23 protein-coding genes are annotated in these 20814 nt (G+C 72.9%); 5 read left to right on the plus strand and 18 right to left on the minus strand.

Going from position 1 to position 20814, the window contains the following annotated elements:
• Positions 1 to 245: 245 nt before the first annotated feature.
• The 18 genes from terL to GGD89_RS08625 form a co-directional block, all read right to left on the minus strand.
• Positions 246 to 1745, minus strand: coding sequence for a phage terminase large subunit (gene terL / locus GGD89_RS08540; protein ID WP_184044144.1), 1500 nt, complete (start codon positions 1743 to 1745; stop codon positions 246 to 248).
• Positions 1735 to 2067, minus strand: a complete 333-nt coding sequence (locus GGD89_RS08545) for a hypothetical protein (RefSeq protein ID WP_184044146.1) — start codon at positions 2065 to 2067, stop codon at positions 1735 to 1737. The genes terL and GGD89_RS08545 overlap by 11 nt, the downstream gene beginning before the upstream one ends.
• A 32-nt stretch (positions 2068 to 2099) precedes the next feature.
• Positions 2100 to 3311, minus strand: coding sequence for a phage head spike fiber domain-containing protein (locus GGD89_RS08550; protein ID WP_184044148.1), 1212 nt, complete (start codon positions 3309 to 3311; stop codon positions 2100 to 2102).
• A complete protein-coding gene (locus tag GGD89_RS08555; protein ID WP_184044150.1) occupies positions 3308 to 4252 on the minus strand; it encodes a phage head spike fiber domain-containing protein in 945 nt (314 codons plus the stop codon). Before GGD89_RS08555 ends, GGD89_RS08550 begins: the two co-directional genes overlap by 4 nt.
• Positions 4252 to 5424, minus strand: coding sequence for a hypothetical protein (locus GGD89_RS08560; RefSeq protein WP_184044152.1), 1173 nt, complete (start codon positions 5422 to 5424; stop codon positions 4252 to 4254). Before GGD89_RS08560 ends, GGD89_RS08555 begins: the two co-directional genes overlap by 1 nt.
• A gap of 21 nt (positions 5425 to 5445) precedes the next feature.
• Positions 5446 to 6186 carry a hypothetical protein gene (locus GGD89_RS08565; RefSeq protein WP_184044154.1) on the minus strand — a complete coding sequence of 247 codons (741 nt, stop codon included), beginning with the start codon at positions 6184 to 6186 and terminating at the stop codon, positions 5446 to 5448.
• Positions 6186 to 8090 carry a phage tail protein gene (locus tag GGD89_RS08570; RefSeq protein WP_184044156.1) on the minus strand — a complete coding sequence of 635 codons (1905 nt, stop codon included), beginning with the start codon at positions 8088 to 8090 and terminating at the stop codon, positions 6186 to 6188. The genes GGD89_RS08565 and GGD89_RS08570 overlap by 1 nt, the downstream gene beginning before the upstream one ends.
• Complete coding sequence (locus GGD89_RS08575; protein ID WP_184044158.1) at positions 8087 to 8656, minus strand: phage connector family protein; 570 nt, start codon at positions 8654 to 8656, stop codon at positions 8087 to 8089. The genes GGD89_RS08570 and GGD89_RS08575 overlap by 4 nt, the downstream gene beginning before the upstream one ends.
• A gap of 107 nt (positions 8657 to 8763) precedes the next feature.
• On the minus strand, positions 8764 to 9000 hold the full coding sequence (locus tag GGD89_RS08580) for a hypothetical protein (protein ID WP_184044160.1): 237 nt from the start codon (positions 8998 to 9000) through the stop codon (positions 8764 to 8766).
• A gap of 53 nt (positions 9001 to 9053) precedes the next feature.
• On the minus strand, positions 9054 to 9872 hold the full coding sequence (locus GGD89_RS08585) for a phage capsid protein (RefSeq protein ID WP_184044162.1): 819 nt from the start codon (positions 9870 to 9872) through the stop codon (positions 9054 to 9056).
• Between the two features lie 48 nt (positions 9873 to 9920).
• Positions 9921 to 10688, minus strand: a complete 768-nt coding sequence (locus GGD89_RS08590; protein ID WP_184044164.1) for a capsid assembly protein — start codon at positions 10686 to 10688, stop codon at positions 9921 to 9923.
• Between the two features lie 87 nt (positions 10689 to 10775).
• Positions 10776 to 11057: a Bbp19 family protein gene (locus GGD89_RS08595; protein ID WP_184044402.1), complete on the minus strand. Its 282-nt coding sequence runs from the start codon at positions 11055 to 11057 to the stop codon at positions 10776 to 10778.
• Positions 11044 to 12753: a portal protein gene (locus GGD89_RS08600; RefSeq protein ID WP_184044166.1), complete on the minus strand. Its 1710-nt coding sequence runs from the start codon at positions 12751 to 12753 to the stop codon at positions 11044 to 11046. Before GGD89_RS08600 ends, GGD89_RS08595 begins: the two co-directional genes overlap by 14 nt.
• A gap of 4 nt (positions 12754 to 12757) precedes the next feature.
• Entirely contained in the window at positions 12758 to 13090 is a 333-nt protein-coding gene (locus GGD89_RS08605) for a hypothetical protein (protein WP_184044168.1), read from the minus strand.
• A 143-nt stretch (positions 13091 to 13233) separates the two neighbouring features.
• Positions 13234 to 13695, minus strand: coding sequence for a hypothetical protein (locus GGD89_RS08610; RefSeq protein ID WP_184044170.1), 462 nt, complete (start codon positions 13693 to 13695; stop codon positions 13234 to 13236).
• A complete protein-coding gene (locus GGD89_RS08615) occupies positions 13692 to 14066 on the minus strand; it encodes a hypothetical protein (protein WP_184044172.1) in 375 nt (124 codons plus the stop codon). Before GGD89_RS08615 ends, GGD89_RS08610 begins: the two co-directional genes overlap by 4 nt.
• 207 nt (positions 14067 to 14273) lie before the next feature.
• Positions 14274 to 14693 carry a secondary thiamine-phosphate synthase enzyme YjbQ gene (locus tag GGD89_RS08620; RefSeq protein WP_184044174.1) on the minus strand — a complete coding sequence of 140 codons (420 nt, stop codon included), beginning with the start codon at positions 14691 to 14693 and terminating at the stop codon, positions 14274 to 14276.
• A gap of 127 nt (positions 14694 to 14820) precedes the next feature.
• Positions 14821 to 16149, minus strand: coding sequence for a hypothetical protein (locus GGD89_RS08625; RefSeq protein WP_184044176.1), 1329 nt, complete (start codon positions 16147 to 16149; stop codon positions 14821 to 14823).
• Positions 16150 to 16485: 336 nt separating this feature from the next.
• Between GGD89_RS08625 and rplU the strand changes: the two genes are divergently transcribed.
• From rplU to GGD89_RS08650, 5 genes are all read left to right on the plus strand, one after another.
• Entirely contained in the window at positions 16486 to 16785 is a 300-nt protein-coding gene (gene rplU, locus GGD89_RS08630) for a 50S ribosomal protein L21 (protein ID WP_184044371.1), read from the plus strand.
• 55 nt (positions 16786 to 16840) lie between these two features.
• Entirely contained in the window at positions 16841 to 17119 is a 279-nt protein-coding gene (gene rpmA / locus GGD89_RS08635) for a 50S ribosomal protein L27 (protein ID WP_184044178.1), read from the plus strand.
• Positions 17120 to 17241: 122 nt separating this feature from the next.
• Positions 17242 to 18333 carry a GTPase ObgE gene (gene obgE / locus GGD89_RS08640; protein WP_184044180.1) on the plus strand — a complete coding sequence of 364 codons (1092 nt, stop codon included), beginning with the start codon at positions 17242 to 17244 and terminating at the stop codon, positions 18331 to 18333.
• On the plus strand, positions 18321 to 19502 hold the full coding sequence (gene proB / locus GGD89_RS08645) for a glutamate 5-kinase (protein ID WP_184044374.1): 1182 nt from the start codon (positions 18321 to 18323) through the stop codon (positions 19500 to 19502). Before obgE ends, proB begins: the two co-directional genes overlap by 13 nt.
• Before the next feature lie 26 nt (positions 19503 to 19528).
• Entirely contained in the window at positions 19529 to 20806 is a 1278-nt protein-coding gene (locus GGD89_RS08650; protein WP_184044183.1) for a glutamate-5-semialdehyde dehydrogenase, read from the plus strand.
• Positions 20807 to 20814 lie beyond the last annotated feature (8 nt).

Here is a 20814-nt window from a genome sequence, read left to right on the forward strand (position 1 = left end):
ACTCTGCCGCGCCGGGGTCCGCCGGCGGCGCGCCTGCTCCCAGATCTGTCATCGTCCATGGGGGGTCCTGATCATATCGCGCGGGCAAATCGCGCATACGCGGCCGGGTCGGGGCCGGGGCGGCCGGAGCCTGACCTGACCAATCCCACTCAGTCGGCGATGCGTTTCCAAAACCACCCATGCGTTTGTCTCCTCGTGTTCGGGACAGGCTGTGTCATTGACGGGTGTGGGGCAGCGCCTCGCCCTCACGGGGTCCAGTCATCGTCGGCGGCGTCGACCTGGCCGGCGCCCGGGCGCCAGGCGCCGGCGCGCGGACCGGCGGCGGCGCCATGGCCCAGGCGCACCGGCTCCGCCGCCAGGCAGCCGGCCACGGCGTCCAGGCCGTCGTCGTGGCCGCCTCCGCCACCCTGGGGCGTCCAGGCGCGCATCTCGGCGATGAACGGCGTGTCCCAGACCGAGCGATGCACCCACAAGACCCCGGCGGCCAGCACCGGATCGAAGGCGGCGACGATGCGCAGCGCCTTGGGACGGTGGCTGGCGTGTTCCAGGACCGCCGCCCCCACCCCGTCCTCGCGCAGCACCTTGCGCAGCAGGCCCGGCAGGAAGCGGCCGAGGCCGTTGGTCTCCACGGTGACCGCCGGCAGGTCCAGGTCGCGGACGACGCCGGCCACCTGGCGGCACAGGTCCGAGGCGGCGTCCCCGGTCCCCCCGGCGCTGGTCAGGTAGGCGATGCGGTGCAGCCAGTAGGAGCCGTCCTCGGCGGTGAACAGGGCGGCGATGACGCTGGCATCGCCCCCGCGCGCGGGATCGCCCAGGGCCGGATCCCACCAGCAGGCGACCGAGACCAGCCGCCGCCCGGCCAGACGCAACACCGGCCGTCCGGCCGCCTCGGAGACCACCAGGTCGTCGTCGTAGCGCCGCAAGCGGTCCGGATCGAGCCGGCTGTCGACCAGGTTCACCGGCCGCAACTGCATCTGGCTGGCGAAGGCGTTGGGCCCCTGGCGGCGGCGGATCTGCTCGATCACGGCCATGGAGAACCGCTCCGGCCAGGCGCTGCGCCCCTCGGCGTCCAGCAAGGGGATCTCCAGGCGCGGAAACCCGGCCAGGAACGGCTGGGTCTCGCCGGCCTCCGGGCGCGCCTCGGCGGCATAGAGGGAGTGGTAGGCGTGCGGCGTGCCCACATAGACCATCACCCCGCCGGGGGTCAGGATGTAGTCCAGCTCCCCCAGCCGGGCGCGCAGCTGGGCGCGTTTGACCAGGGTGTCGCTGGTGTTGGGCACCTCGACGTCATCGCAGACGATGACGTCGGCGCGGCTGCCGGTCAGGTTGCCGGTGATGCCGCGCGCCATCAGGGAGGGGTCGCGGGACTCAAGCGGACGCTCGACCGTGATCTGGTCGGCCGCCCACTGGTCGGGACGACGGGGCTTGAGGCCCCGGGTGAGCGGGTGTCGCTCGATCACCCGCTTGACGGCGCGGGTCATGCGGCTGGCCAGCGCGTGCTCGGCGGCCAGCACCAGGATGCGGGTGTTCGGGTCGCGGGCCAGCAGCCAGGCGCAGAACAGGCCGACCACGGTGGACTTGCCCGAGCCCCGGAAGGCCATCAGCAGGCACCCTCGCCCGCCGTCCGCCCGCCGCGCTTCCAGCCAGCGCGCCATGCGGGCGTGATGGGCGGGCGTGCCGCGCCCCTGAAGGTGGTTCCAGACCCAGAGGAACTCGGCGAAGGACACGGACGAGTCAGGGGTCATCCACGCCCTCCTCCACCCCGGCGGCGGCGCCTTCCTCGGCCATGGCCGCGCGCGCTCGCGCCAGCAGGTCCGCCAGCGCCGTGTCCCCGGCCGTCGCGCCGGGGGGCGACAGCGCCAGCCCCACGCGGGCGCCCAGCTTCAGCAGCAACTCCACGTGACCCAGCGCCGCCTTGCAGCCCCCCTGCCAGGCGCCGAACTCCCTGGCGTCGGCGGGCACCGGCCGGGCGGCGAAGGCGTCGTAGGCATCCAGCGCCGCCCGCAGGGTCCCGGGCAGGGTACGGCGCAGGCGATCGCGGGCGTCGGAGAGATCCTGAACAGTCATGGGGGCTTCGGCTCCACGGGAAACAACACGGGTCACGCACTCAGGCTCTGGAGGTCCCCGTCGCCGAGGCGCCGGGGAAACACGCCCACCTGCCGGACCCAGCAGCGCGGGCCGACAGCGCCGGACGCGGTCCCGCCCAAGGTCAGGGTGGTGACCGTCGGCACGGTCGCGTCGCCGTCGGTCGCCAGCGCGGATCCCCCCAGGGCGAGGGCGACGTCGTCGTCGGCATAGGCGGCGGCGGCGCGGACCTCGGCGCCGCCGGTCACGCCATCGCGGCTGAGCGCGGCCACCGTCGCGCCGCCGTCGACGACGGTGAAGGCGGCTGAGCCGGCCTGTGCGTCGACGCTCAGGGTCATGCGGGCGTCGGCGGTCCCGTCGCTCAGCTCCACCAGCGGCGCGGCCAGGCCGGCGGGCACGGCGCCGCGCGCCATCAGGGTCCCCTGGTGGGGGTGGACGTCACCGGCGCCGAGGGTCATGCGCAGCCGGTCGGCCGCCCGGGTCGCCGGCGCCGTGGTAGTGGCGATGAGGGAGGACGGCGCGGCCCCGGCCTCCAGTTGCACCCCCCACAGGTGGGCGCCGCTGACGCCGTCGCCGGTGTAGCTGGACACGGCACCGGTGTCGCGCAGCCGCAGGTGCACCGGCGAGAGCGCGGTGCCGGTGGCCGTCGCCGAGAGGGCGCAGCGAACCCAGCCGTCGGTGAAGACCTCGATGGTCGGCGCGGGATCGCCCTCGGTGGCGCCGATGCTGCCGCCGCCCAGGTCGAACACCGCCGACTGGACCACGCCAAAGGCCGTCGAGGGCAGCACCAGCTGCAGGCGCTCGCGGCCGTTGGCCTTGGCGAACACCGACAGGGCGTAGCGCTGCCCGGCGGTGAACGACAGGGACTCCTGGAACAGCGTGTGGACGGCGGTCGCGGCGGTTTCCGTCAGCGTGCCGGCAAGGCTCACGCCATCGGGCGCCAGGACCGCCCTGGCGGTCACGGTGGCGTCGCCGGTCAGCCAGGGCGCCTGGGTCAGGACCTGGGAGAACCGCACCTGGTTGGTGCGAGCCTCCTCCACCAGCCAGCCGCGATACACCCCGGTGTCGGGCGCGTAGTCGTGGCGGAGCACATGGGCGGACACCGTCTCCACCCGACCCAGGGCGTTGACGCGCGTGGCCTCGGACGCGCGCGTGACGTGCAACCCCGAGGGCATGACGTCGGGGCGGGCCAGCAGGTGAAGCGTGGGATAGATCATCGTGGTCATGCGGCGGTCCTCGCGTGGATGCTGCTCCAGAGGCCGGGCGGCGCCGTCCAGGCCGTGCTCCGGCCGCGAACGACAAGCGGGCGGGCCGGCGGATAGCCGGTGCCGTCCGGCGCCTGGCCGACCAGATGGAGATCGCTGGGATACGGCGGCGCGTAGGTCAGGCTGTCGGCGGCGCGGGTGGCCGGCGCGCCAACGGTGGCGATGGGGCTGGACGGATCCTCCCCCCGTTCCAGTTGCGCGCCCCACAGATGCACCCCGCTGACCCCGTCCCCCGCGTAGGCGGACGAGCCGCCGAGGGTGCGCAGGCGAACATGCGCGTTGCTGGTGCCGCCGGCCGCGCTAGTCGCCGTCACGGCGCAACGCATCCAGCCACCCGGCCAGTGGACCAGGCCGTGGGACACCGGCCCCTCGGTGGCCACCACGGCGCCGGTGGTCAGGTCGAACACGGCCGAGCACACCACCCCGAAGGCGGTGGACGGCAGCACCAGTTGCAGGCGCTCGCGGCCGTTGGTCTTGGCGAACACCGACAGGGTGTGCGGCTGGCCCGCCGCGTACGACAGGCCGCTCTGGTAGAGCGTGTGGATGCCCGTCGCCATGCTCTCGGTCAGGGTCTCGGCGCGGGTCGATCCGTCCGGGCCGGCGACCGTGTCGGCGGCGACGCTGGCGGCGAGAGTCTGCCAGGGCGCGCCCGCCATGGCATCCGAGGCGAGCAGGTGGTTCGTGCGGGCGGGTTCGATCAGCACGCCGCGAGGCGCGCCCGTCATCGGATCGTGGTCGGCGCGCGGAGTTTCAGGCGCCGCCGTGTCCAGCAGGCCGGCGGCCGTCGTCCACCGAGCCGGGGAGGCTCGCGCGAAGGTCGCCGCCGGACCAAGGGCGCCATCCCGGACCAGAACCGCCGAAACGGCGCCGGCCCCGCCCCGCAGGGTCGCCTGCCCCAGCATCAGGTCGTCCCCCCGGCATGGAGGGCGATCAGGTCGGTGCCGTCGTGGGTCAGCACCACCAGGTCGAAGGCGCCGGCCACGGTCTGCCACGCGGGCGCCGATCCGCCCAGCCAGCGGGCGGCGGTGGCGTCGGCTTGTTCGAAAACCGGTGCCCGGCCGCCAGTGGCGTCCTGGATCAGCTTGAGCGACACCGAGTAGCCCCGCCCCGCCGGAGGATCGGGCAGCGTGAAGCGCGTATCGGCCGTCAGCGTATGGGCCTGGACCTCGCCGTCGGCCGGGTCCACGGCGACCGTGGCGCCGGCACTCGCCACCGCGACGGTGAAGCGCGCGACGCCGTAGTCCACCAGGGGAGCCGACACCGGTCCCCCGGTCACCACCAGCGCGCCCCCGACATGCACCGCGCCGGTGGTGGTCAGGCTGGCGACCGTCAGGTCGCCGCCGTCCCGGCCGCTCTCCATCGCCGCCCGCCACGCCGAGCGGGCGGCATCGTCGGCCCACCGCTCGGCACGGTCGGCGGCGGCGACGGCGGTGGCCCGGGCATCGCCGCTGTCATCTTCCCGCAACCCCACCAGCCAGGCGGACAGGGCGGCGTCCCGGGCCCAGCCGGCGGCCCGGCCGGCGTGGCCGAGGGCCACCGCGCCCGCGCCGGCGGCGGCGTGGATGGCGGCCAGCGCCTCGGAAAACCCGGCGTAGTTGTGCGGATCGTTGACCAGGGCGGTGGCGGTCTCGTTCCAGCCGATCACGGCCCCGGGCGCGGGCTGTGGCAGGGCGGCGGCCACCCCGTCGGGGGCCGTGGCCGGCACCCGCACGGCGCGGCTCAGCGCCTCGTCCAGTTGCTGGTCGACGGCGGTCAGGTGGTCCAGTTCGTCGTTGAGGGCGGCGGCGCGCAGCGCCCCCCCCGCCTGGAAATCGGTGACCCGGGCGATGGCCAGGTGTCGCAGCAGGGTGACCCGCTGGCCCACGGCCGGCGCGCTGGTGAAGGTCACCGTGCCGCCGCCGCTGTCCCCGGCGCCGGACACCGCATAGCCGCCGTCCTGCGGATCGTCGTCGAGGTAGACCGCCAGATCGGCCTCGCGAAAGAGGGCGAAGGGATAGGGAAACACGGTCTGGTTGCCGTCCCCGAGATACTGGATGCGGGGCCGCGTGTCCCCGATCTGGATATGCGTGGTCATGGCCCGGCCCCTCCGCCCCGATCAGCCGTTAAACCTGCTTTGCAGACCGGTGGCGACGGAGTTGAAACTCGTCCCGGTCAGGCCCAGCAGGGCGCGCTGGTTGCTCAGCGTCAGGTCCAGCAGGTCCTGGCGCTGATCGGCGGCGGACTGGACGCCCAGGTTGTACAGATAGAGGTCGAGGTCCGCTTGCCGCCCCCAGACATCCAGGTTGGCCTGTTCCGCGCGGGTGCGGGTCTGGTCGGCGGTGGCCTGCCAGTTGTCGCGGATGGCATCGCTGGTGGCGTCGTGCACGCGGCCGCTGTCATGGGCCAGGTCATCCCAGGCGCGGCGCGTGGCGTCGGCGGTGTCGCTTTCCAGGCCGCTCAGGAGCGCGCGCGCCGACCCCGAGGCCGCGTCCAGCCCCCGGCCGGCGAAGCGCGCGCGTTCGCTGGCGCTGGCCCGGCGCAACGCCTCGGCCTGGTCCTGCTGGGACAGGCCATAATCGCGCTGCATGTCGGCGATCCGGGCGTTCGACTGGCGGCGCGCGTCCTCGGTCCACAGGTCGTGGGCGTCCCAGGCCGCCTGATTGGTCATGGCCGCCGACTGGATCGTGGTCTGCGCCGACGCCTCGGCCTGGCGGCGGGCGGCTTCGGCCGACGCCTGGTTGGCGAGCGCCTGTTCCTGGCGCTGTTGCTCATACAACGCATGCTGTTCGTACTGGGTCCAGGCCGTGGTGGCCGCTTGCAGGGCGACGGGAACGAAGAGCGTGGCGAATTGGCCCATCAGTCGGTGACCTTCACTTCGGTGGTGACACTGAGAACGGTGCAGGGCAGCGGCGCGTCCTGGTCGACGCGCCACAGCGGCACCCGGGGATCACGCTGCCAGCCCAGGGCGCGCACCGACAGGTCGCCGTCACGCGGACCCGGCGGCTGGTCGAGCACGGGATGCGGGCCGAGCGTCGTGAACGGCCGAGGCCGGGGACCGGCGCCGGTGTCCACCACCAGCGCCGCCGTGTCCCGAACCCGGAAGGTGGCGCGGATCAGGCGGATCAGGGTCCCCGGGCCACCCCCGCGCCCGCCGGACACCACCGGCGGCAGCGGCGCGATCTCGTGGGCGAACGGCAGGCCCACGACCACGCGGGAGGCCGGCGCATCGAGGGTGATGGCGCCATCGGCGACCATGACCGTGCCCGCGTCGGCGCCGTCGGCCAGCACCCGCGCGGCGCGCCCGTTCAGGTGCGCGAGGCCGCTCCAGGTCCGGCGGGGCGAGGACGCCGTGCCGTCCAGGGCCGCGTCCAGCGTGAGCGCGGCGTCGAAGCGCTCCAGGGCGTGGACGCCGGCACGCTCCACGACCGCGTAGACCTGCCCGCCGGTCTCGGCGACCGCCTTGAAGGCGCCGTCGGTGGTGTGCAGGGTCCAGGCGGTGACGCGCTCGGCGCGGTAGTTGGTCATGGTGGCCAGGGCACCGTCGGCCAGCACCACATGGACCAGGCGCCGGGCCGGGTCGTAGTCCATGTCCACCGGGTCCCGGATCAGGTGACGCGCCAGCAGCGCCAGGTCGGCCGACTGGTAGGCCTGCTCCAGGTCGGTGAACAGGTACTCGCGCAGGTCGCGGCCGCTGGCGCCCACGAACAGGGTGGCGCCGTCCACGTTCAGCGGCCGCACCACGGTGGGCCCCTGGGTGCCGATGCGGGTCTCGCGCGTGGCGGTGACGGTGGCCGGGGCCAGGGGCGCGCCGCTGACGGTCCATTCGGCGCCCGAGGTGAACACCTGAAGGTCGCGCGCCGAGAACAGCGCGCGGATGGCGTTGAGCTGGTCCGACATCAGGGCGAACGAGATGGCCTCGTCGTCCAGGCCCTCCCCGGTGTCGAAGTTGAAGAAATCCCCCACCTTGGACATCCATAGGTGATGGGGCACGTCGCGCGAGCCCCCCACCACCAGCCGGTTCTTGTGGAAGGTGACGGTGCGCGGATAACCGTGCACCGGCGAGAACGCCTGCTCCACCCAGTCGCTGGAGGCGGCGCCGGTGACGATCTCGTCATGGAGGGTGGCTGATACCCGGGTCGACGACTGATAGCCGGTGATCGACACCGGCGCGCCGCGCAGCAACAGGCGGGTGCCGGCATGCGCGGGCGCGAACACCGGCGACGAGGCGGTCAGCGTCACGGCCCCCAGCACGTCGGAGGCCGCCAGGCTGATCAGCGGATGGGCGAACCGCAGATAGGGTTCGTAATAGCGGTGACCCTCGTGGGGATACTCCCAGGTCCGGATGGTCCAGCTATCGTGCGCGGCCCGGGTGATGCGCCGGGGCGCCGTTTCCGGATGCACCACCAGCAGGGTATCGGCCATCTGTGTCCACGACAGGCCCGGCAGGTGCCAGGCGTCCCAGGGGGTGAACTGGCTGAACACCCGCGCGTCCCCCAGGTAGACATCCATGCGCCCATCGCCCAGCGCCAGCAGGTAGGTCTGCTCGCTGTTGAAGTCGAAGGCGATCAGGCGCGCCGTTCCCGGCAGGCGGTCGACGTGGCGCAGGCCGTCGCGCCGCGTGACCCCGCCGGTGGGCCGCAGGAACACGTTGCGCAGCCGCGAGGCCCCGTTGGCATAGGCGCGCAGGTCGGCGCGACCCTGCAGGTCCGGCGACAGCTCCCCGGCGGTGAAGTTGGTCTGGGTGTCGTTGGCCCGGGTCATCCGCGCACCTCCACCAGCGGGAAGTGGCCGAGGGCGCGCGGCGTGTCCTCCTGGGCGTCCACCCGGCGGGCGGCGCGGAATGCCTCGTCCGCCAGCCGCGCCAGCAGGTCGGCCCGGCTGGTGCTCTCGGTCAGGGGCAGGCAGAATTCGGCCGCCAGACGCGCCGATAGCGCCTCGGCGACGTGCGGCGGGTAACCGCTTTCATCGGCGCGGAAGATGTAGGTGAGCGAGACCGCCTCGGCGTCCGTCAGCAGGCGGTCCTCGGCGATGCGATAGACCAGTCTCTCGCCCCGTCCCGGACCGCCGGCCGACAGGGTGCGCAGATGACCGGCCGGCAGTTGGTATGCGTGGGCGAAGTCGGCCACCGGCGCGGCGGCCAGACGGGCCAGCGTGGCCTGGGCGGTGGCGAAGTTCCAGGGATGCGCGGCCAGCAGGGCGTCGCGGATCGGCGCATAGAGGACGGTGGCCACCTGGGCCTCGGCCGTCCCCTCGTCCAGGCTGGCGATCGGGCCGGCCCCCAGCTTGATCAGCGCGCGCGAGCACAGGGCGATGGCGGACAGCGGCATGGGACGTGTCCTTATGATGCGGGCCACAAAAAACCCCCGCCGGAGGGGCGGGGGTAGAGGCAGGGGTGTCGGAGACCAGCGCGACCGATCCGGAAGCGACCGGCCCCCTACACCCCCGCCACCGTCACCGTCCCGTCCGTGTTGCCGGCGACGCGGTAGAACGCCGCCGCCGGGGTACCGTCCGTGTCCGTGTTGCAGATCATCACGTCGCCCACCCGCACATAGGGCGCGGTGTCGTCGAAGTAGCCGGCGCCGGTGACCGCGCCGTCGGTGGTGGTGTAGTGCCAGAGGGTGAAGCCGTTGCTGTAGCACAGCACGGAAAAGTCCTGGGTGGTGAAGGCCATGACTCGATCCTCCAGAAGAACGGAATGCCGGGAGTCTCACGCGGAGCGCCCGCCTAACTCTCCAGGCAGCGCAGCGAGATCACGCCACTGGCATCGATCAGCACCGACCCCTGGCTCATCATGTTGTTGACGAAGTGCGCGGCCCGGTCGCCGTGCCAGGTGATGTCAGACTGCACCTCGGCGCCGATGGCGTGGCCGACGGCCGTCTTGTGGTACCAGGCACAACGGCGCACCCCACCGCTCAGGGTCAGGCCGGAATGGGGCATCCACAGCGTGCCCAGCCACTTCTTGGCCTGGGTGCCGCGCCAGGGCAGGTCGTCGGCGCCCACGTAGTCGGCGTGGGAGAACTCGTCGATCTGCATCAGCTCCGACCACTGCTTCCAGCCGACGATGGCGTAGCGCTCGCCGTCATCGGGCACGTCGGCGGCGCCCAGCATCTCGAAGGCCGCCATCACCTTGGATAGGGTCAGCCCCGAGGCATCGTCCAGCGCATGGTTGGTGGAGCTGTCCAGTTGCGCGATGATCAGGTCGTCGGCCTTGCGGCCCAGGGCATAGGCACCGGCGTTCACCAGCACCTGGCGCTCGTCGATGTTGGTCTTCAGTTCATCCAGGCGGTCCACCCAGTCGCCGGCATAGAAGTCCTGCACCTCGCACTCGACCGGGGTGTGGTCCAGGTTCATGACCGGAACCTTGCCATGGCGCGCCTTGGTCGAGGCGGTGCCCTTGCCCACCTTCTGGAACACGGTGCTGGCGCCCTGCACGCTGTCCTTGACGCGCACGGTGTTGCGCAGCTTGGAGCCCATCTGCTGAAACGCCAGGTGCACGTCGGCCTGGAAATGCTTGATGAACGACTGGTCGATGGTGATCGACATCGGCGGGGTTCCTTGTGGTGATGAAGCCTCGGCTGGGGTCGGGCGCCGTCATCCCTGCGGGTACAGGCGCCGGAAACCCTCGGCGACGCGGCGCAGCACGGCCGGGTCGCGGTGCTTCCAGTAGCGGGGGTCGCGCATCAGCGCCTTCAGGTCCTCTTCCCCCGCCCCGCCCGCGCCCCCGAGGCCGCCGTCCCCGGCCACCAGGCCCGGTTCGCCCTCGGTCATCATGCGGGACAGGGCGAGCACGCCCTCGCGGGTGGAGGCCAGCGCCCGGTAGACGTCGCGCGACAGGTGCGCCTTGCCCCAGGCGGAGAGCTGGCGGCTGATCCGGCTCCAGCGATCGTCGCCGCCGAAGTGCTGGACCAGCGCCGCGAGGTCGGTATCGGCGCGGTGGCCGGCGCTCATGGCCTCGATCACCGGCATGACCCGCTCGGCCGCCAGATCGTAGACCACCTGCACCTGCTCGGGCGTGAAGCCGGCGGCATGCAGGCGGGCATTGATCTTGGGGTCGACCGCCAGGCGCGGGTGACGCACCGTGACCCGATAGCCGCCAGGGTCGTCGGGGATCCCCAAGGCACGGCGAAAGCGGGCGCGGACGGTGTCGTCGGCGTCCGGACCGGGCACCATCACCATGGCCTGGGCGCGGCGCAACAGGTCCTCATAGGCGGACAGCAGCGCACCCGCGTCCAGCCGGCCGGACACCGGATCGCGGAAGCGGGCGGCCAAGCTCTCGCGCGGTCTGGAAGACGCCGGCCGGACAGAAGGCACCACCGGCTCGGCGGGGCCGGCGGGGCCGGACGGAGGGGCATGAACCATGGTGATCTCTCCTGGTCAGACGGAACGGATGGATGTCTTTCTTGGTCACCGCGCCGACGGCCGGTGACGCCGGCCCGGCTCGGGATCTCATCCCCCGGCGCGGCCCTCGGCGATCAGGCGCTCCAGATGGGCCACCAGGGCGCGTTGCCCCTCCAGGAACCGCAGCGCCGCGTCGCTGGCCTCCGGCCCCAAGTGGCGGTGGGTGGTGAGCGCCCGCAGGTGCGCCAGCACCCGGGCGCCGTCGTCCCCGCGAAACACACGGGCAGCGACCCGGGCGAGACCGGCGTGGGCCTCGGTCTCGGGGGACCCCGGCGACGCGGGGAGCGGTCCCGGTCCCCAGGGCCAGGACGCGGGGTCATCGGCGACCATGGCCGACCCCTCCCGTCATGGTCGACGACACGCCGCGCGCCAGGGCCGACAGGGCCGGCGCGGCGCCGGCCCCACCGGCTCCACCGGCCGCACGCGGCGGTATCGGAGGCCGGGTCGTGACCGGCGGCGGCCGAGAGACCGGAACCGTCCGCGCCCCGGGCCGCCGCACCGCCTCGTCAGGCACCCCCAGCGTGGTCGCCAGCCAGCGCGCCGCGCCCTCCCCATCCAGCACCGCCGCGCCGGCCGGTCCCAACCCCTGGATCGCGTTGATCCAGGTGAGGGTGGCGTGGGCGTCGCTCATGCGCTGCTGCTGAGCCAGGGGCGAGGCATGGCGCAGGTCCACCAGCCGCCCGTCGAGATGGATCGGCGGCACCTCGCCGCGCCGATGCAGGATCACCAGCCCCCGCCGCACCAGGGGCGCCAGCAGTTCCGACTGCAACCGGCCATAGGAGGCGCCGAGCACCCGGGCCATCTCGGCGGCGCGGTGCACCACCTCGGTGGCCGTCATGCCGGGGCTGTCCGGCTGACCCAGCCTGTCGGCCAGCAAGGCGTGGCGGATGCGCTGGCGCAGCCCGTCCAGCACCAGTTGCGAGACGTCGAAGTCCCCGGCCGCGCGCAGCGGCGTCAGGCCCGACGACCCCACCGCCTTGGGGATGATGGCCCCGGGGACCAGGCGCACGGTGGCCGGGTTCAGGACCCCGTCGTCGTCGGCCTGCCAGATGCCGGTGACGGCGATGGACGCGTTCTTCAACACCAGTTCCACCACCTTGTTGGCGGTTTTGATGTCCGGCAGCGCCTTCATCACCGGGCTGCGGCCATAGACCTCGCCGGGCGCCTTTCCCCAACGGAAGCAGATGAAGGGCGACACGCCGAAGCGCCCGCGCGCCAGCACCGGCACCATGCCGGCGGGGACCGGCGGACCGTCCAGGACCGTCGCGACGGGATCGCCCGCGCCCAGCAACAGCGCCGTGTACGCATAGCCGCGCCCGTCGGGCACCACGCACTCCAGCACCGACAGTTCCAGGTCGGGCTCCCGCGCCGCGCGCGTCTCCAGGTCCGGCGGCAGCGCGGCCCCCGGAAACCGCGCCCGGAACGCCGGCAGTGACAACCGCACCCGCCGGAACACGGTGTCCAGGTGGCCCCCCGGTCCCTCATCCAGGGCCACGTCGGCCATGGGCACCGCCGTGAAGCGGAACGCCGAGGGCTCGCCGGGCGCCGCCTCCTCGAACAGCAGGCAGGCCGTGCCCAGGGTCACCAGGTCCAGGTACGCCTGGTGGATCTCCACGGCGAAGGCGGCGGCCTCGAAATGGCCGCGCAGCACCGCGCCGGCCCGGGCGAGCACCGGACCCAGGCGCGCCTGGTCGGCCGGCGACAGATCCGGACCGGCGGTCAGGTCGAACCACCGCGACCAGGGAGGCGTCAGTTGGGCAAGCAGGCTGGCCGCCACCTGATCGACGGCGTCGGGCGCCGTGCCATCGAACAGCCCGCCGCCCTTGCGGCCACCCGGGAGGCCCGCGTCCACCGCCGAATCCCGGTAGGGCATGGTGAAGGCGAGGCATTCCCGCCAGACCCCGACCCAGCGCTCGCGCCGCGCCCAGGCCCGCCGGCAGCGCCGCATCAGGCTGTCCACGACCGCCTCGTCATCGGCCTCCGGCGCACCGATCGCGCCCGGCTTGGTCGGCTGCGGATGGACCATGCGGTCAGTCTCCCAACAGGGTCTTGGAGCCGAACGAGCTTGTGGGGGGAAGCGGATCCAGCACCCCCCGGAACGACGTGTTGACCGTCGAGCGCCAGCCGCGCGCGGCCCGCTCCTCCGCCGCGCGCCGCTGGCGCTCGGCCTCGTCGGCGCCGGTGTCGTCCGGCTCGGGCGCCGGCTCGGGCTCGGGCTCGGGCGGCAGCGGCGGCGGCTCCGGCTCGGGCGGCGGCTCGGGCTCGGGCACCGGCGGGGTCGGCGGCAACGGATCCGGCGGCGGCAGGGGGGGCAGCGGCGCGGGATAGTCGGGCACGTCGGGGAGGTCGAACAGCGAGCCCATGGGCGGGACTCCCTTGGCTGGGCTTGGGCCGGGCGAGCGGAGCAGTGGCGTGCCCACAGGCGAACGCCCTCCGATCTAAAATCGGAGGGCGCAAAGTTGTGTGGATACACGTGTCCCCGTTCGATATTTGTTCTAGTGCCGGATCATCCGTCCGGCGGCAAACTTTTTCGCCGGGGTGGCGGCGCGCCGGTCGCGCCCGCCGCCTCCGCCATCGTCAAACACCGGTAGAGCGCGAAGGGCGTCAGCACCCAGCGGGCCTGCAGGCCCAGCAACCGCTTGACCACCTCCACGCAGGTCAGGGGTGCCCAGGGGGCCTCGCGACGGGGTGGAGTCCGGGTCATGGTCTCCACCACGGTCAACCCCTGCGCCCGGAACCAGCCGGCCAGATCCAGGCCGGGCCGGTCCGTCGCCAGGTCGACGCGGGTCATGTGGGCCAGCGGATTGACGATCACCCAGCAGCCGGGAAGACGGTCGGACCGGCGCACCGCCACCAGCACATGGCGGAAGCCGGGCCGCAACAGCCGCAGCCACCAGATGTCCTGGCCGTCGGTGAACACCACCAGCGCCCGGGTGGGGGGCGGGTCCGGCGGGTCGAGCCGCATCATGCGACGATGCCCTTGGACCTTAGGGGCGCGGCCAGGTGGTCCAGGGCCTCGTGCCAGATGGTGGCGTCGGCGGCCTCCTCGGGCAGGCGTCCGTCCGGTGGGGTCAGGCGCCGGCCGTGCCGGTCGAGCACCCGCAGATGATGCCCCTGAAGGGTCCGGGCGCGGGCCAGCCGGGTGACCGCGCGGACGATGTCGTCGGGATCGCAGGGGCGGGCCATGGACAGGGGATCGGCCCGCAACCGGGCGCCCTCGGCCCGGTTCAGGCGGGCGCGTTGGTACCAGAACCAGGCCGACTCGGCCGAGTCAAATGGCGCCGTCGGGCGGTCGGCCATGGGACGGGGGGCATGACGGGTACGGCTTTCGCGGGACATCGGCGGTCTCCTCGATCGTGGAAGAGACCGCCGAGCGTTGCAGGCGGGGAGTCCGGGGCCAAACGCAAACCATCCCCCGGGGACGGAGGGTCCGGTCCCGGCGGAGACGGGGCTGTTCACCGTGCTGGTGGAGGGCGACGACCACAACCCGGGGACGGAGGGTCCGGTCCCGGCGGAGACGGGCGTTTCGCTGATGGGGGGACGGCGCTACTCGCCCGTCAGGTGCAAGGCCACCTGCCGGTCACTGCCACGCGCCCGGTGCTCGGCGACATAGACCGCCTGCCACTTGCCCAGGGCGAGCCGCCCCTTCATCACCGGAATCGACAACTGCACGTTGGTCAGCATGGCGCGGACATGCGCCGGCATGTCGTCCGATCCCTCGCTGCGGTGGCGATAGAGGGACGGATCACGCGGCGCCATGGCCTCCAGCCGGTCGGCCAGATCGGCCAGCACATCGGGGTCCGCGTTCTCCTGAATCACCAGCCCGGCCGAGGTATGGCGCAGCAAGGCCGTCAACAGGCCGGTCTTGACACCGCTGTCGGCGACAAAGCGGGCCAGGTGGCGGGTGATGTCGACGAATCCGGTATCGCTGGTGGACACGGACAGGATGGTCTGGCGCTGAAGCATGGGGTCGGTGCCTCGGATCGGGGATGTGTCAGGGCGTGATCGGACGACGCGCGCCGGTCGAACAGATCGACGGCGGCGACGGCGGCGCGGTCATCGTGGACATCGGCGCCCAGGGGCCGGGCCGCGATCACCAGGACGGGTTGGTCTCGCAGACGATGGTGTCCGCGCCCACGACGCAGATCACGCGGCGGTTCACGAATCGCTGGCCGTCAAACGAATACACCGTGTTGCCATACGACAGGAATGCATCAATGAACACACCACAGTTATGTCCCCCCGGACCGGACACCTGCGCGGTGGTCCGCCCGCCGCCCATGAAGTCTTCCATCCACCACGTCTCGCCGTGGCGATCGGTGATCCAGAGGAAGGGCACGCCGTCGAGCGTCGACCGCGCGAGGCTGTAGGGCGAGTTCTCGGGCACCAGGAACGGATGCTCGTCGGGCGACGCGCACAGGGAGGCGGGCTCCTGTCCGCGCGCGGTGGGGTCCGCGACCGGGGCCCCCGAGGACGCCCCCGAGGACGCCCCCGAAGGGGCCAGGGCGGCGACCACGACCGGGGCGGGTTCGGGTCGCGGCGGCGGGGCCGCGCGGAACGGCGGCAAGGCGCCCAGCGCGCCCAGAACCCCGACGGCGATGGTGGAGCCGAGCACGACCCCGACGACGAGCAGCACGGCGGCCGGGACACCGGCGGGCGCGCGCGTCTTGACGTCCGGGGACGGCCGCGCCCGAAGCGCGCGAGAGGCCCGGGGCCCCGAGGGAGCCTGGGGTGGGGGGGCCTCCGCGGCGGGTCGGGCGGGCGGACGGTCCGGGGGCGGCGCCCCGGGCCACACGAGGTCCGGCACCGGGGACGGGGCCGGCATCTGCAACGGCGGCGTTTGGGGCAACGGTGGCGGCATCGCCGGCGCCGGCGGTCGGTCCCTGGCGACTCCGGCCAGACGCGCCGGAGCCGGCGGCGGGGATGGCGGTTGCGAGAACACCGGGGATGGACCCGGGGATGGGGCCGGCCACGGCACGGTCCCGTCCGCCGCATCCTGGCGCGACCGGGCCTCGGTCCCCTCGGTGCCCGACGCCGTCATCGCCGGCCGCATGACCACCGGCGATCCAGTCCCGGACAGGTCGCCCCCCTGCCGGCGACGCGGCTGGCGCACGCCGAGAACCACGCGCTGGACGGCGTAGGCGAGGTGGGCCAGCCCCAGGTACCACGGGATCAGGTCCAGCGCCCGGTCGAGGTAGAATCGGGCCGGCGTGATGGTCTCGCCGTGACTGGCCCCCTCGTAGGTGCCGCTGAGGACCACCCAGGCACCAATGGCGGTGAGGGCGCCGACCATACCGATGTAACGGCGCACGAACCCGCCGATGATCAGCGGACAAAACAGCGTTCCGAAGGGAATCATGGTGGAGATCAGGGCGATCAGGACCGCCGAAACGGAGACCTCCAGCGCATCGTCGTCATGCATTGGTCGCACACCCTCAGAAGGAGTAAAGAACATCAACCAAATCGCGGTGTGCGTCAACGATACACGCTAAGCCCACCCCCGGCGGCGAGGCGCCCCCGTGCGGGATGATGGTCCGGCCGCGCGCCCCCGCGCAGAAGGATGAGGCCGTCGCGGATCGGCCCCGCCGGACCGGGGCCCCGCCACGGGTCCCGAAAATGCCCGGACGGTCCGAAACACCTTGACTCCGGGGCGCGCCCGCGTAGATTAGCGCGCTCCCGGGGTAGCGCGGTGGCGCTGCCGCCGTTGACTATGGTTATCCCCGAGTTCCGAATTTTCTTTGTCCCGACGGGTGGCGTGATGTTCGCAGTGATCAAGACCGGCGGCAAGCAGTACAAGGTCGCCGAAGACGACATCGTGGATGTCGAGAAGCTGGACGCCGAGGAAGGCGCCGATGTCACGTTTGACCAGGTGCTGATGGTCGGCGATACGCTGGGCCAGCCCACCGTGGCCGGCGCCACCGTGACCGGCCGCGTGGAACGCCAGTTCCGGGACAAGAAGATCATCGTCTTCAAGAAGAAGCGCCGCCAGAACTATCGCCGCAAGGCGGGCCACCGCCAGTCCCTGACCCGGGTGCGCATCACCGGCATCGCGGGCTGATCCCCGGCCGGGCGCGATCGGCGCGTCACCAGAGTTTTTTCCGAGGAGGCCCTCCATGGCTCACAAAAAGGCAGGCGGTTCGTCGCGCAACGGGCGTGATTCGGCGGGTCGTCGTCTCGGCGTCAAGAAGTACGGCGGCGAGGTCGTCACCGCCGGCAACATCATCATCCGCCAGCGCGGCACCAAGTGGCATCCGGGCCAGAACGTGGGCATCGGCAAGGACCACACGCTGTTCGCCCTGGTGAACGGTCAGGTCCGCTTCCACAGCGGCTTCAAGCGGCGCACCTTTGTGTCCGTCGACGCCGCGCCGCCGGCCGCCGAGGCGGCGGAGTAGGACTCCCGGACTTCGCCAGCCGTCGCCGGACCGTCTCACGCGCGGCTCCGGGACCATGTTGAAAGGGGAATGGCCCGACCATTCCCCTTTTTCGCGTTGGGACGCCGCACCAGGATCCCCTCATGAAATTCCTCGACCAGGTCAAAATCTTCGTCAAGAGCGGCGACGGCGGCCCCGGCTGCGTCTCCTTCCGGCGCGAGAAGTACATCGAGTTCGGCGGTCCCGACGGCGGCGACGGCGGACGCGGCGGTGACGTGGTGCTGGAGGCGGTGCCCAACCTCAACACCCTGATCGACTTCCGCTACCGCCAGCACTTCAAGGCCGAGCGCGGGTTGCACGGCATGGGCGCCAACCGCACCGGGCGGGGGGGGCAACGGCTGGTCATCCACGTGCCCGTGGGCACCCAGGTCCTGGCCGACGACAAGGAAACGCTGCTCGCCGACCTGGCCACCGCCGGCCAGACGGTGGTGCTGTGCCGGGGGGGCGACGGCGGCTTCGGCAACGCGCACTACAAGACCTCCACCAACCAGGCGCCCCGCAAGGCCGGCCCCGGCTGGCCCGGGGAAGAACACTGGGTGTGGCTGCGCCTAAAGCTGATCGCCGACGTCGGCCTGGTGGGGTTGCCCAACGCCGGCAAGTCCACCCTGCTGGCGACCGTCACCCGGGCGCGGCCGCGCATCGCCGCCTATCCGTTCACGACGCTGCATCCCAACCTGGGGGTCGCGCAGGTGGACGACCAGGAGATGATCCTCGCCGACATCCCCGGCCTGATCGAGGGCGCGCACGAGGGCGCCGGCCTGGGCACGCGCTTCCTGGGACACGTGGAGCGGTGCGGCGTGCTGCTGCACCTGGTGGACGGCGCGCAGTCCGGCGCGTTCGAGGACCCGGGCGTCGACGTGGCCGAGGCGTATCGCGTCGTGCGCGCCGAACTGGCGGAGTACGGCGGCGGGCTGGCCGACAAGCCCGAGGTGGTGGTGCTGACCAAGGCCGACGCCCTGTCGGACGACCTGATCGCGGAGCGTCGGGCCGCCCTGGAGGCCGCCTGCGGCCAGCCCGTGGCGGTGGTCTCCAGCGCCTCCGGCCAGGGCCTGACCCCGGTGTTGCGCCAGGTGCTGCCCCTGGTGCGCGCGCGGCGGACAGCGGAGACGCGGGTGGAGGAGCGGACGGAGGACGGGGGACCGGCCGGGGAGGCCGCCGCCGGCTGGACACCGTGAGCGCGCCCTCCCCCGTGGCCGCCGCCGCGCCCGCCCACCGCTTGCGGACCGCGCGGCGGGTGGTGGTCAAGATCGGCTCCGCGCTGCTGGTGGACTCGCGCTCGGGCCGCACCCACCGCACCTGGCTGGACGCGCTGACCGACGAGGTGGCCATGCTGCGCCAGCGCGGGCAGGAGGTGATCCTGGTGTCCTCGGGCGCCGTCGCCGTCGGCCGCCGCGTCCTGGGCCTGACCGAGGTGGGCCGGCCGCTGCGCCTGGAGGAAAAGCAGGCCGCCGCCGCCGCCGGTCAAATCCGCCTCGCGCATGCATACCAAGAGGCCCTGGCCCACCACGACATCACGGTGGCGCAGGTGCTGCTGACCCTGGACGACAGCGAGAACCGCCGACGCTACCTGAACGCCCGCAAGACCCTGGACCAGCTTCTGGCCCTGGGTGTGGTGCCCGTGGTCAACGAGAACGACACCGTCACCACCCAGGAGATGCGCTTCGGCGACAACGACCGGCTGGCCGCGCGGGTGGCGGCCATGGTCTCGGCCGACGCCCTGGTGCTGCTGTCGGACATCGACGGCCTGTACACCGCCGACCCCCGCCAGGACCCGGCCGCCCGCCGCCTGGACGAGGTGCGCGCGGTGACGCCGGAGATCGAGGCCATGGCCGGCGCGGCGGGATCGACCATGGGCACGGGCGGCATGGTCACCAAGCTGATCGCCGCGCGCGTCGCCATGGACGCCGGCTGCGCCATGGTCATCGCCCCGGGCAAGGGGTTGGCGCCGCTGGGCGCGCTGGAGGCCGGCGGCCCGGGCACCTGGTTCCTGCCGGCGCAGGAGCCGCGCGCCGCCCGCAAGCGCTGGATCGCCGGGGCGCTCCAGCCGGAGGGCGTGGTCACGGTGGACGCGGGCGCGGCGCGGGCGCTCACGCACGGAAAAAGCCTGCTGCCGGCCGGCGTGACGCGGGTGGAGGGCGCCTTCCAGAAAGGCGCGCCGGTGCGCATCGTCGAGGGAGACGGGCGACGGCTCGGCGTGGGGCTGTGCGCTTACCCGGCCGAGGAGGCCCGCGCCCTGGTGGGCCATCGCAGCGGCGACATCGAGGCCCTTTTGGGCTATCACGGCCCGGACGAACTGGTGCATCGCGACGATCTGGCGCTGACCTTGGGTGGCGAGACCACATGACCGCAAGGGCAAAGGAGAACGACGGCATGGACGCGTTGGAGCAGACCACCGATGTCGAGGCCCTCATCGACGACATGGGCCGGCGCGCCCGCGCCGCCGCCCGCGTGCTGGCCACCGCGCCGACCGGGGCCAAGGATCGCGCCCTGACCGCCGCCGCCGCCGCCCTGCGCGCCCAGGCCCGCGCCATCCAGGACGCCAACGCCGAGGACATGGCCGCCGGCGCCGCCAAGGGCCTGAGCCCCGCGCTGCTCGACCGTCTGCTGCTGACCGACGCCCGGATCGAGGCCATGGCCGCCGGCCTGGAGGCGGTGGCCGCGTTGCCCGACCCCGTGGGGACCGAACTGGCCGCCTGGGAGCGTCCCAACGGCCTGCGCATCGCCCGGGTGCGGGTGCCCCTTGGGGTGATCGGCGTGATCTATGAAAGCCGGCCCAACGTTACCGCCGACGCCGCCGCCCTGTGCCTGAAGGCCGGCAACGCGGCGATCCTGCGCGGCGGCTCGGAGAGCCTGCACTCTTCGGGCGCCATCCTCGCGGCGATGCACGCGGGACTCGCCGAGGCCGGCTTGCCCCTGGATGCCTGCCAGATGATCCCCACCCCCGACCGCGCCGCCGTGGGTGCCCTGCTGCGCGCCGCCGAGCATGTGGATGTCATCGTGCCGCGCGGCGGCAAATCCTTGATCGAACGCGTCACCGCCGAGAGCCGGGTACCCCTGTTCAAGCATCTGGAGGGGCTCTGTCACACCTACATCCACGCGGGCGCGGACCTGGCCAAGGCGCGCGCCGTGGCCCTGAACGCCAAGATGCGGCGCACCGGCATCTGCGGCGCCACCGAAACCATCCTGATCGACCGCGCCGTGGCCGCCGCCGTGGTGCCCGGGCTGGTGGACGACCTGACCGGTGCCGGCTGCGCGGTGCGGGGCTGCGCGGAGGTCCGCGCGCTCGACGACCGGGTCACGCCGGCGACGGACGACGACTGGGACACGGAATACCTGGACGCCGTGGTCGCGGTCCGCGTCGTGGCCGGCCTCGACGAGGCCCTGGCGCATATCGATACACATGGCTCCGACCACACCGACGCCATCCTCACCGAGGATCCGGCCGCCGCCGAGCGCTTCCTCAACGCCGTGGACAGCGCCATCGTCATGGTCAACGCCTCCACCCAGTTCGCCGACGGTGGCGAGTTCGGCATGGGCGCGGAGATCGGCATCGCCACCGGCAAGCTGCACGCGCGCGGCCCGGTCGGCGTGGAGCAGCTCACCAGCTTCAAGTACCAGGTGCGCGGCAGCGGCCAGACGCGGCCGTAGACGGGGGG

The sequence above is a fragment of the Roseospira visakhapatnamensis genome (genome assembly GCF_014197915.1).
In the GTDB taxonomy this organism is placed as follows: domain Bacteria; phylum Pseudomonadota; class Alphaproteobacteria; order Rhodospirillales; family Rhodospirillaceae; genus Rhodospira; species Rhodospira visakhapatnamensis.

Bases quoted from the DNA above. Each gene is read 5' to 3' on its own strand.
- terL (WP_184044144.1), bottom strand. From the start codon at position 1,745: ATGACCCCTGACTCGTCCGTGTCCTTCGCCGAGTTCCTCTGGGTCTGG.
- GGD89_RS08545 (WP_184044146.1), bottom strand. From the start codon at position 2,067: ATGACTGTTCAGGATCTCTCCGACGCCCGCGATCGCCTGCGCCGTACC.
- GGD89_RS08550 (WP_184044148.1), bottom strand. From the start codon at position 3,311: ATGACCACGATGATCTATCCCACGCTTCACCTGCTGGCCCGCCCCGAC.
- GGD89_RS08555 (WP_184044150.1), bottom strand. From the start codon at position 4,252: ATGCTGGGGCAGGCGACCCTGCGGGGCGGGGCCGGCGCCGTTTCGGCG.
- GGD89_RS08560 (WP_184044152.1), bottom strand. From the start codon at position 5,424: ATGACCACGCATATCCAGATCGGGGACACGCGGCCCCGCATCCAGTAT.
- GGD89_RS08565 (WP_184044154.1), bottom strand. From the start codon at position 6,186: ATGGGCCAATTCGCCACGCTCTTCGTTCCCGTCGCCCTGCAAGCGGCC.
- GGD89_RS08570 (WP_184044156.1), bottom strand. From the start codon at position 8,090: ATGACCCGGGCCAACGACACCCAGACCAACTTCACCGCCGGGGAGCTG.
- GGD89_RS08575 (WP_184044158.1), bottom strand. From the start codon at position 8,656: ATGCCGCTGTCCGCCATCGCCCTGTGCTCGCGCGCGCTGATCAAGCTG.
- GGD89_RS08580 (WP_184044160.1), bottom strand. From the start codon at position 9,000: ATGGCCTTCACCACCCAGGACTTTTCCGTGCTGTGCTACAGCAACGGC.
- GGD89_RS08585 (WP_184044162.1), bottom strand. From the start codon at position 9,872: ATGTCGATCACCATCGACCAGTCGTTCATCAAGCATTTCCAGGCCGAC.
- GGD89_RS08590 (WP_184044164.1), bottom strand. From the start codon at position 10,688: ATGGTTCATGCCCCTCCGTCCGGCCCCGCCGGCCCCGCCGAGCCGGTG.
- GGD89_RS08595 (WP_184044402.1), bottom strand. From the start codon at position 11,057: ATGGTCGCCGATGACCCCGCGTCCTGGCCCTGGGGACCGGGACCGCTC.
- GGD89_RS08600 (WP_184044166.1), bottom strand. From the start codon at position 12,753: ATGGTCCATCCGCAGCCGACCAAGCCGGGCGCGATCGGTGCGCCGGAG.
- GGD89_RS08605 (WP_184044168.1), bottom strand. From the start codon at position 13,090: ATGGGCTCGCTGTTCGACCTCCCCGACGTGCCCGACTATCCCGCGCCG.
- GGD89_RS08610 (WP_184044170.1), bottom strand. From the start codon at position 13,695: ATGATGCGGCTCGACCCGCCGGACCCGCCCCCCACCCGGGCGCTGGTG.
- GGD89_RS08615 (WP_184044172.1), bottom strand. From the start codon at position 14,066: ATGTCCCGCGAAAGCCGTACCCGTCATGCCCCCCGTCCCATGGCCGAC.
- GGD89_RS08620 (WP_184044174.1), bottom strand. From the start codon at position 14,693: ATGCTTCAGCGCCAGACCATCCTGTCCGTGTCCACCAGCGATACCGGA.
- GGD89_RS08625 (WP_184044176.1), bottom strand. From the start codon at position 16,149: ATGCATGACGACGATGCGCTGGAGGTCTCCGTTTCGGCGGTCCTGATC.
- rplU (WP_184044371.1), top strand. From the start codon at position 16,486: ATGTTCGCAGTGATCAAGACCGGCGGCAAGCAGTACAAGGTCGCCGAA.
- rpmA (WP_184044178.1), top strand. From the start codon at position 16,841: ATGGCTCACAAAAAGGCAGGCGGTTCGTCGCGCAACGGGCGTGATTCG.
- obgE (WP_184044180.1), top strand. From the start codon at position 17,242: ATGAAATTCCTCGACCAGGTCAAAATCTTCGTCAAGAGCGGCGACGGC.
- GGD89_RS08650 (WP_184044183.1), top strand. From the start codon at position 19,529: ATGGACGCGTTGGAGCAGACCACCGATGTCGAGGCCCTCATCGACGAC.